The sequence below is a fragment of the Clostridium luticellarii genome (assembly GCF_002995845.1).
Taxonomy (GTDB): Bacteria; Bacillota; Clostridia; order Clostridiales; family Clostridiaceae; genus Clostridium_B; species Clostridium_B luticellarii.
The window spans coordinates 1-10,250 of the sequence record NZ_PVXP01000094.1; the positions used below are offsets into that span (position 1 = coordinate 1).

Genomic DNA, 10,250 nt, shown 5'->3' on the forward strand with positions numbered 1-10,250 from the left:
ATATATTAAAAGAAAAAGTTTTACTTTCAAAAGAGATTATTGACCTCATAATCGATAGTTTTATTAAGGCTTTGCCTTGTTATATCAAGGAAAAGCTATCGCTTTTCTCCTGCGAAAGTTGAGTTACTTATTAAAGCAATAAAAAATAGTAGTTCCCACTCGCAATTGGATACTACTATTTTTATTAAAAATTTTAGTGATACCAGTTGCCTAAGCAACTAGATTGTACACTACAGAATGTTATCAGCATCCTGTTTTTATTCTGCTACTATTCTTTATTTGTATTAAAACACAATTTCATAATTTAAAATCATATTTTTGTAAATTTTTTATCCATATTAACTTCAAGCTAATCCATAAAAGATAATTTCGATTTTTTAGTTTTTATATTTATTTTTTAATTCTACTACCTTTACTATTGACTCTTCACTATAAACTTTAAACTGAATTCCTAATATTAACACTCCTACACTTTTATTTTATCAAAAAATCAGGTTTTATTCTACTCTATTTATTTTACCGCTTCGCAGACCCTGTTTGGGAAGGGGATTGTTATGGAACGTCAAAAGTTGACAGACGACGAAAAGAACAACCCGTTGAAACTCCAATAAAGAAAGGATAGAGGCATCACATTTACAAAAAATAAAGGCTACTACGCCTTTATTTACCATACATTGCTTTCTTTTTCAATACACCTATATCTACTTCGTGGTGCCCTGAAATTGATTTCAAGACATCTATATTATCATTAATACCATCTATATTTTTCTTAATATGTTCTATGTCTCCCTGTATATGTGATATATCATTACTCATTTTATCCATCTTTGCTTTGGATACTTCAGAGCTATGTAGCAATGCCTTTAATATTTGCGTATTCTCATTTACCTGGGATTTAATGGGATCTAACTTTTCGTCTAATTTCTCATTTAATTTTTCATCTAATAAGCTGGCAATTTGATCAAGATCCTTCTTATCCATAAATTCCACTCCTTTACAGCTATAATTATATCATATGCAATTCATAATATAAATATATTATGTAGCAGATCATTTAGTTATCCATATTAAAGTTTTATCTTTTACAGACATAAATACTTTTACCGACCTTCTAAAATATATTAGACATTCACTCATATATCAGATATACTATCAAGTGATTCTTAGGTTCAGGTGGAGTTTGCTTATAAGGAATACTTTACTCCACCTGAACCTTAGCAGAACTTATCCGATGGCTGCCAGTTCTAAAACCTTCCAGTTTACAACATGGCAGGTTAGGAACTGTTACTCCCCTGCATTGGCTCTTCTAAGGTTCTTGAAAAAGATTTTTCTCATAAGCAAAATTATTGCGAACCTAAGAATCACCTTATCCAGGCGCGTAGCAGTGCTTATCTCCCACTTTAAGAAAAGCAGATGTCCCAAATCTTTGATTTGGTGACAGTCGCTTTCACAGAGTGCGCTGGGAGTATTAGCAATGGTAGCATTCGGATAAAAAGTAAATTTTTTAAAGTGATATAATGAATATTAGTACTAATTCGGAGGCATAACAGTGAAAAAAAGAAATATTATATGTTTTATATCTATATTATTGAACATATTTTTCATATTTTCTGGTATATTTACAATTTATAAAAATCACAGAGTTCAGATTTTGCAGAAGGACAATATAAATAAAAATTTCATAAAAAATGCTTACTATCTGGCAAAACAGAGTCAATTTGAGACTTTGAACATAAACAGCGGAGATATTGTATTTTTGGGGGACAGCCTTACAAACAGATCTCAGTGGCAGGAATTATTCAATAATTCCCATATAAAAAACAGAGGTATTGACGGAGACACTACAAGTGGTATTTTAAATAGATTAAACACAATCACTAGGGGTCATCCAAAGAAAATATTTTTGATGATAGGAATCAACGATCTTTTACACAAGCAGGATACAGCATACATATTGAGCAATTATGAAAAGATCTTAAACAAAATAAGGACTGATTCTCCAGATACAATTGTATATACTGAAAGTATCCTGCCAAACAACAACATTAAATCCAACAGAGATGTGAAGTTTTTAAACAATGAACTGCAAAAATTAAGCAGCAGTAAAATTATATATATAGATTTATTTGATAGGTTTGTAAAATATGATAAGCTGCCAGGTGAATATACTTATGATGGAACTCACTTGAACGGCCTGGGATATTCAATATGGAAGCATGAAATAAACAAGTATGTCAACTAATGATCAATTTTCTTTTAAATTTTGCTCAAGTTTATCTGTTCAAAAAACTTGGGGTGAATTATTATTTTAGTGATTTTATTCATAAATTTGGAAGAAAGCAGCATTACAATGAGCAGTGAAAGTAGGATAATGGACACTTCACTTATAAGAGAATTTATATAATCAAAAAAGTTGTATTTAACCAGTGTTTTAATAATGAAGCCGTGAAATCCATATACGGCTATGGTTCTGGAACCTAACTTTGTAAAAAGCAGGTTTTTATCTGGAATTAAAATCAAAACAATAGCAGATATAGTTGCAGCTATAACATATGTAAATATGCGCATTATATATTTAGGGCATAAGCTGTCCAGCTGTGCATAGGGGTAACTGCCGTAGAACCACCTATAATCGATTTTATCATTCAACAGATATATCAGCAGGAAAACAATTAACAATCCTAAAACAGCATATTTTTTCCCTATATATTTTCTTACAGTATCTATATGGCATTCTCTGCAGAAGTAACCCATTAAAAAATATGGGAAAAAGGTTATGGTCCTGGATAAACTCAAATAGTATCCAATACTATTATCGTATCCGCTTAATATGGAAATAACAAGCGTTATTATAATTGAATACTTTATTTTAGAAAAATAAGGCAGTATAAGGCTCCATATCACAAGTGAAAGGAGATACCAGGTAATCCAGTACGGATTGACAAAAGTAATTTTAAAATTTCCCTCTTTAAGCACATAGATATTGAACAGACAATACAGCAATTGAAAAATGATATAATACATAAGAATACCGGTAATTTTTGAAAAAAATTTTTTATCACTGCCCATATTCTTTGAAAAATAGCCTGAAATAAAGACAAACAGAGGCATATGAAAGGAATATATAAAATTATATATTAATTTTATATTGGGATATGAGCCAATCAACGGCTCAATAGTATGCCCCACCACTACCAAGGTGATTAGAAGTAATTTTAAATTGTCAAAATAACAGCTTCTGCATTTTGCTGAATTTGTATTAAGCTCCATATCCATAAATAAACTCCATTCCTACAAACTTTATTTATTTACTATATAGTTCTAATGTTACAATAAGGTGTTATATTAATTAATTAAGTTTAAATATTGTAAAAATTTTTCGTTACAACCTCATGGGTGTGTTAGTTATATTCATTATATTTCAATATTTTAGACCAAGCCTTGTGAAATAATATACAATTATAAAAAAAGCCCTAGCAAAAATAATGGCTGTAATTTCTACAACCATTATTTTAAACTGGTGCTCCCAGCAGAAATCGAATTTGTGATCTATCAATTACAACTTCGTAAATTACATTATTTAAATCATAGGCCGAAAATCAACCAAATTTAATATTTTATATTTGAACTTCGATACTCATATTCAGCTTCCACTGGTTTTGAGCCACTGTGACCAGGTTGTATTGAAATTGTCCTTGTTCTCTTTCGTATACTTGTAAAATTTCTTTATAAATTCAGATCTTTCTCCGGAAAAACTTCCAGGTTTATAGCCGGACTTTAAAAGATTCTTGCCCCCCAGAAGCACCTGTCTTTCCATTATGTCCTCAAGGCTGACATCCTTGGAGTTTTTCATCATGTCATACATGGTCATAAAAGTGGTAGTTCTCCCAATACCGGCTTTGCAGTGGAAATGATACCAGGTGTCCCCGGGCATATTCTTAACTATTTTTATAAAATAATCCACCATTTCATCTGTAGGTCTTTCATTGTCTGTAACCGGTATTCTGATATAATTCATGCCATTTTGCTCTACCAATTCTTTCTCGCTTTGAACTTTAGTTGGAATTATCTCTTTTCCATCAATATCAATTTCTTCATTCAACTCAATATTTTCGAGTTTTTTGCTTTCATCTTTCAAGACTTTTTCTCTGCTCAGCCCCTTGTTGGCTTTATTATCGTCCTCACCCACCCAGCTCACTGCCAAATCATTTATGAAGCCGTGGGATTCCTGTCTCAGATCAACTACAGCTATTGGAACATTACCTATCTGTTCTTTCATTATTTTTATGTTATTTCCGGTAAACTGTGCACTTCCCGAAGCATTTAAGGTGGATAATCCTTTTAGATTTACATCTTTTCTGTCTATAGTATCCGTGGTCTTCCTGAATCTCTTCGGCATTTTGGCCTTTTTCTTCGAATCTATTTTAAGATATGATTCATTATTTGTGGAATTAAAAATTCCTTCAGAATACACCTGAGGCATTCCTGCAATATCTGCAAATGACATAAAAAATACTGTAAAAATAAACGTACTTACCAGCCTGGTAAATTTTTTCCTCATAATATTTCGCCTCTCTTTCATGATTTCATCCATATATATCTTTTCAATTTTATTCAAATAATATTACTGAAATTAATTTCAAAACATGTATATTACATGGAGTTGTGTAAAAAATAAAATATATATTTTATTTTTAGAATTTAGAGGAGGTATTTGAGTGGCTAAAGCAGGTATGAGAAGACCGGATCCAAAACAGCCCCACGGAACTGAAAGCAATAAAAAAAACAAGTTCAAAAAAAACAGTGAGAAACCTGTATCTGAAATCCAGGGTAAAGCAAAGACCGGACACAAAGATGCAGGATTGATATAGAAAGCGGGGCGATAAAAATGCCAAAAGACAGTCAGCCGGACAGCAAAGGCGCCAGAATTAAAAAATGCAGGGGAAATACATCTATTACAGAAGAAGCCAAAAATCACAATAAAAACAGAAAAAAGCATTCTGCAAAATAACCTCTGTCAAATTATCCTTTATTCCAGGTCGAATTTGTCACTTTGGATACGGATCGTACTTCAAAAGCCATCATTATTTTTGATGGCTTTTATTTTTAATCACCTCAAAAAATTTCTCTGCATAAATTGATAGTATAGTCATTTTATACGGAGGTCATGTATGAACATTTTACTGACAAACCTACATTACATCTATATCATCTCTATTTTGGCAATAATTATAGCCATGGCATTGAAACGTGACATATCACTTATATGTATAATTGGGATTTTCATATTGGGCATATTTGCAACAAATTCCATATTCAAATCCATTATGGGAATTTTCAACAGTTTTGTCTATGCCACTAAAGAACTTATGCCCACAATTTTTATAATATCCATAATAACTGCAATGAGCAACGTACTGGTAGTTGTTGGAATAAATAAAGAATTGGTATCTCCCTTTAAAAAAATAATAAAATCCTACTGGGCCTGTTACTGGATCATAGGTATCATCATGATGACCTTATCCTGGTTTTTCTGGCCTTCTCCCGCTGTAGCCCTTATTGGAGCATTATTTTTACCCATAGCTAAAAAAGTAGGCCTGCCGCCTATAGGCGCTGCAGTAGCCATGAACTTGTTCGGTCACGGCATAGCCCTGTCCAGTGATTTCATAATACAGGCAGCTCCAAAACTCACGGCAGATGCCGCAGGTATAAAAGTTTCCAGCGTTGTATCCGCCAGCATACCTTTAACCATAATAATGGGAGCAGTTACTACAATCACAGCTTTTTACATGCTGAGAAGAGACATGAAAAATGGAAATATAGATAGAAATTTTCAGAAAGAAGAACTTGCAGCCGAGGAAGAGAAAACCACCATCGTTATACCAATTTTTCTGAGAAAACTGCTGACCATATTGACAATAGTCATATTTTTATCAGATATAGTAATCATGTATATATACAAGCTTCAGGGTGGAGATGCTACAGCTCTAATAGGCGGAACTGCCATATTTATTTTGAGCCTGATCTCCATCATAGCTTATGGCAAAAGGTGCCTGGAGAAAATCACCACCCATATTGTGGACGGCCTTATATTCGGATTCAAAATATTTGGTATAGTTATTCCCATAGCAGCTTTCTTTTATCTTGGGGACTCAGCTTTCACTGAAATATTCGGAAAGGTACTTCCTGCCTCTTCCCACGGCATAGTCAACGATCTGGGAGTGGCTTTCTCGAATATCGCTCCTGCCAATCCACTCCTGGCATCCGGAACTTTAACTGCAGTAGGTGCCATAACAGGACTGGACGGCTCTGGGTTTTCAGGAATACCGCTGGTAGGATCCATTGCAAAATTATTTTCCACAGCCCTGGGCGGCGGTGTATCCACATTGACAGCCATGGGACAAATAGCAGGAATATGGGTTGGAGGCGGAACCATAATCCCCTGGGCCGTAATACCTGTTGCAGCCATATGTAAAGTGAACCCCTTTGAACTGGCCAAAAGAAACCTAATACCGGTTATAATAGGCCTGCTTGTGACCACCGTATTTGCAGCCTTTCTAATATAGCACACCATATAAAGTAAAAAGCTGTTTTATCTTTGGGAAAACAGCTTTTTACAGTGAATATCATATTTTCAAAGCTTCACGACCATTTTTAGAACACATTTCCATAACTGTATTCTCGTCAAATCCAATGTTTTCAAAGTGTCTTATTTCATCAAAAATACCGGTTCCGTGACCTACGGCGTATGCCCCTGCATCACTTCCAAGTGCAATCTTAACACCCATTTCATATGCTTTTTTTATATTTTCAGCGTGGATATCATATACTTTTTTTATTATAGTCAGCTGATCTTTGAAATTCTCATCCTCTGTATCCAGTATATTTCCAAGGGGCGAAAGGGTCGGCACCCATATTATGCCCTTTTCGGCCATACCATACAGCTCTTTATCTGAAGTCAGAAATCCATGTTCTATAGTATGGACACCAGCCCTTATTGCAATTGATACCCCTTTACATCCATTGGCATGAACCATTACAGGTACTCCATAATCTTCTGCACTTTTTACCATGTACTCCAGCTCTTCATAGGTAAAAGCCACATCCCCCACATCTCCGAACTTATTAAAATTAACTATTCCCGTCAACATTATCTTTAAATGATCCAATTTGTTTTCTTTCAAAACACTAAATTCATTTTTAAAATCCTCCAATCCGTCAACAGGTTTCCCTAAAAACTTACCATAATGATCTTTTTTGCTGACTGCAAATACAGGGGTTTTGTATATTATCCCCTCTTGCTCGGCTACTCTCCGTGCCAGACAGGAAGCACCTATTCCATCACCTCCGTCTCTCAAAGCAAGTACACCTTTACTTTTATATTTTCTCAATATTTTGCCAAGACAGCTGACTTTAAAATCTTCAGTGAAATTTTTCCATTCTTTTTTTGTAAATAAACTGTTGAGAGATATATGAATATGAGAATCAATTATCAATGAAAACACCTACCTTATTGTTTAAAGTGAAAATATTAAATATCAGACAATACTGAAAATTTACTTAATGATATAATACATTCAATGATAGCATTATCATACGGCTGCCACAAGTTAACAACACAGGCAAAAAATACAGAATAAAAATACCATTTGACTTATCTGACTCCAAATGATATAATTTAATACTGCATTGGTTAATATGCCATGCAGATTGATCAAAAACATCTTATAATTCGGGGGCGCAATTGGTTTCGACGGGGATGAGATGTGTTTGAGAAGCGAGTCGAGGGAACCTGTGGACCCGCGTTAAAAAACTATGGGATTAAATTTAAACGCAAACAATAACGAAGATTTAGCTTTAGCAGCCTAGTCTGCTAACCGTCAGCCTGGAATTCCCGCGATTCAGGATCTGGCGCCGATAGCGGGGTACCGAGTCCAGTAAAGCTTTGAACTGGAAACGGAATTTATGAAGCTACTGAATTCAGAAGCCTGTCCTTAGGCGTCTGAAAGAGGGAATGTTAAACTAAGGACTGCACTCGGAGATGCTCAAATGCTTCCATTTTCGGACAGGGGTTCGACTCCCCTCGCCTCCACCATACATATCATCTGGATTTGAATACTTGAAATAATTTATTTAAAAATCCTGTATTGGCATCATCCATTTCTACTTGCCTTTCAGTATAATAAGCATCCTCTATAACTTTTTTAAAACTTTTAATCTCCCTTATTAGATGTTCATTATTAGTTAAAGATGATTGAAAAAATACATCAAAGTCGTTTTTTAATTCAAGTTTTAATTCGTCATTTTTACTGTCAATTTTTTTAGATATAAATTCTGTAACATTATCCCTAAATTGTTTATATAAATCCAGATTGATTTCATTGATCCCATCAAATTTAGAATTTAGGTATTCTATAATTTTATCAAATAAATCCTGTTTAAATTTATCAAGGCTTTTATTTTGGGCCTCAATAATTGATGAGGTAATATTTTCAATATATAATAGATTGGTCTTTTGTATATCGTCATTCAGCTGAATTTTAAACTTGTCAAATTGAATTCGTTGTTCTTCTTTAATTGAATCAATAAGTTCTTCAACAGATAATAAATTACTTCCTGGATGCTGAACTTCATTGTCACCTAAAGGTAATTTACTATAATAATCCTGAATTTCTTTAAGAGACATATCTTTATTTTTTAATTTTATTAAAAATTCTAAGTTATCGATATCATTGTCAGTATAACGCAGTTCTTTATCTACTATTTGAATTTTTAAAAGATCGTCAAATATACTTGTATAATATTTTATGTTATTAATATTTTCATTTAACAAATCAGCAACCTGATCAATAGAATAGTACAGTATTTCACCTCTTTTTTTATTTTGGATTTTATGATCAACTTTTTGTGTATCTATATATTTACTTTTGCTATCCATAATAATCAACCCCCCTTTTTTCTTTTTTCGAACAAATAGAAGGTAAGCTTAAGTAAAAAATATTATTAGTTTAAAAAAATATAAGGTTATTCTGACTTTTTTCGATAATAATATATAAAACACAATGAGGGTGAGTAATTATGGAAAAAGGTAAAATGTTATTAGTTTCATTAGGCCAAGGTGCCGGAAATATTGTAGATGGATTATTGAGCAGAAATTCAAGATACAACGGGTTATTTATAAATAGCAGTTTATTTGATATTAAGCCATTAAAAAATGCAGATATTACAAAAAATGTATATTTGTATCCAGGAACAGATGGTTCGGGAAGAGACAGAACTAAATCTAAAGAAATGATAAAAGATAATGCTAATGCTATAGGGACATTATTGAGCAAATACCCTTTGATAGAAGCAGTTGTAGTATTTACAACCATGGCTGGAGGAACAGGTTCCGGAGCAGTAAAAACCTTCGTACAAATAGTAAAAAAAGTATTACCAAATTCTAAAGTAAATGTAGTAGCTATTTTACCTAGCTTAAAGGAAGATGAACTGGCATTTAAAAATACAATAGAGTGTTGGAACGATATAAATAACATAATGGATTTAATAAATGACGTTAAATTTGTAGATAATAATAAAAGAAATACGTATAAAGAAATTAACAATGAGGTAATTGAAAGTTTAGATTTAGCATATAACATAATAGGTATCCATGCCTATGGTACCATTGATAATAAGGATTCATTCAGAATAAACACGGCAGATGGGTCGGGACTTGTTTTAAAACTGTATGATGGATTAAAGGATGTTAAAACTGCCGTTGATCTGGCAATAAAAAATAGTGTATTTGTTCAGCCAGATATATATGACTGTGATTATTTGGGGATTAATTTGAAAATTGATGGATACGATCCATATGAAGTCACCAAATTATTTGAAGTTTATAGAAGTACCTATATAACATATAACAATAAAAATAATATAGTAGTTCTTGGAGGATGTGAAACTCCCACGGAATCAATAAATTTAATAAAGATGGCCTTAGAGGATAAAAACAAGAGAAAATTATCAAGAAATAAAAAAAGAAGTGTTATTATTGATTTAGATACAGATAATAAGGAAAAAGAAGAACTAGACGTGCTCAATAACAATGAACTCAATAATTTGCTGGAAGATAATTATAGAGGGCGTCCACAGATTTGTGTAAAATAGAATAGACGGGATAAAATTTAATTGGAAATTACTATAGGAATATGAGCCTGTAGTAATTTTTATTTTTTAGGGAATAACTAATAATAGCGTGTTATAAC

10 protein-coding genes and 1 other RNA gene are annotated in these 10,250 nt (G+C 32.8%); 6 read left to right on the forward strand and 5 right to left on the reverse strand.

Annotation, left to right across the window (positions count from 1 at the left end):
• Nucleotides 1–660: 660 nt before the first annotated feature.
• Entirely contained in the window at nt 661–981 is a 321-nt protein-coding gene (locus CLLU_RS16990; RefSeq protein WP_106010958.1) for a hypothetical protein, read from the reverse strand.
• Nucleotides 982–1,549: 568 nt separating this feature from the next.
• On the opposite strand from CLLU_RS16990, the gene CLLU_RS16995 reads away from it, so the two are divergent.
• Complete coding sequence (locus CLLU_RS16995; RefSeq protein ID WP_158255942.1) at nt 1,550–2,242, forward strand: GDSL-type esterase/lipase family protein; 693 nt, start codon at nt 1,550–1,552, stop codon at nt 2,240–2,242.
• A 14-nt stretch (nt 2,243–2,256) separates the two neighbouring features.
• On the opposite strand, the gene CLLU_RS17000 is transcribed toward CLLU_RS16995, so the two are convergent.
• Nucleotides 2,257–3,276, reverse strand: a complete 1,020-nt coding sequence (locus CLLU_RS17000; RefSeq protein WP_242977723.1) for an acyltransferase family protein — start codon at nt 3,274–3,276, stop codon at nt 2,257–2,259.
• 367 nt (nt 3,277–3,643) lie between these two features.
• The gene (locus CLLU_RS17005) at nt 3,644–4,561 is read right to left on the reverse strand and encodes a fused DSP-PTPase phosphatase/NAD kinase-like protein (protein WP_106010960.1); all 918 of its coding nucleotides are present in this window, start codon (nt 4,559–4,561) and stop codon (nt 3,644–3,646) included.
• 157 nt (nt 4,562–4,718) lie between these two features.
• On the opposite strand from CLLU_RS17005, the gene CLLU_RS18900 reads away from it, so the two are divergent.
• From CLLU_RS18900 to CLLU_RS17010, 3 genes are all read left to right on the forward strand, one after another.
• The gene (locus tag CLLU_RS18900; RefSeq protein ID WP_170065772.1) at nt 4,719–4,871 is read left to right on the forward strand and encodes a hypothetical protein; all 153 of its coding nucleotides are present in this window, start codon (nt 4,719–4,721) and stop codon (nt 4,869–4,871) included.
• A 17-nt stretch (nt 4,872–4,888) separates the two neighbouring features.
• Nucleotides 4,889–5,011, forward strand: a complete 123-nt coding sequence (locus CLLU_RS19385; protein WP_273335846.1) for a hypothetical protein — start codon at nt 4,889–4,891, stop codon at nt 5,009–5,011.
• Between the two features lie 160 nt (nt 5,012–5,171).
• Nucleotides 5,172–6,566, forward strand: a complete 1,395-nt coding sequence (locus CLLU_RS17010; RefSeq protein ID WP_106010961.1) for a hypothetical protein — start codon at nt 5,172–5,174, stop codon at nt 6,564–6,566.
• A 60-nt stretch (nt 6,567–6,626) separates the two neighbouring features.
• Here CLLU_RS17010 and CLLU_RS17015 read toward each other — a convergent pair whose 3' ends face one another.
• A complete protein-coding gene (locus CLLU_RS17015; RefSeq protein WP_106010962.1) occupies nt 6,627–7,496 on the reverse strand; it encodes an amidohydrolase family protein in 870 nt (289 codons plus the stop codon).
• 238 nt (nt 7,497–7,734) lie between these two features.
• On the opposite strand from CLLU_RS17015, the gene ssrA reads away from it, so the two are divergent.
• Nucleotides 7,735–8,095, forward strand: a transfer-messenger RNA (tmRNA) gene (gene ssrA / locus CLLU_RS17020).
• A gap of 6 nt (nt 8,096–8,101) precedes the next feature.
• On the opposite strand, the gene CLLU_RS17025 is transcribed toward ssrA, so the two are convergent.
• Entirely contained in the window at nt 8,102–8,938 is an 837-nt protein-coding gene (locus tag CLLU_RS17025; protein WP_106010963.1) for a helix-turn-helix domain-containing protein, read from the reverse strand.
• A gap of 140 nt (nt 8,939–9,078) precedes the next feature.
• On the opposite strand from CLLU_RS17025, the gene CLLU_RS17030 reads away from it, so the two are divergent.
• Entirely contained in the window at nt 9,079–10,152 is a 1,074-nt protein-coding gene (locus CLLU_RS17030; protein ID WP_106010964.1) for an FtsZ/tubulin family protein, read from the forward strand.
• The last annotated feature ends 98 nt before the right edge of the window (nt 10,153–10,250 follow it).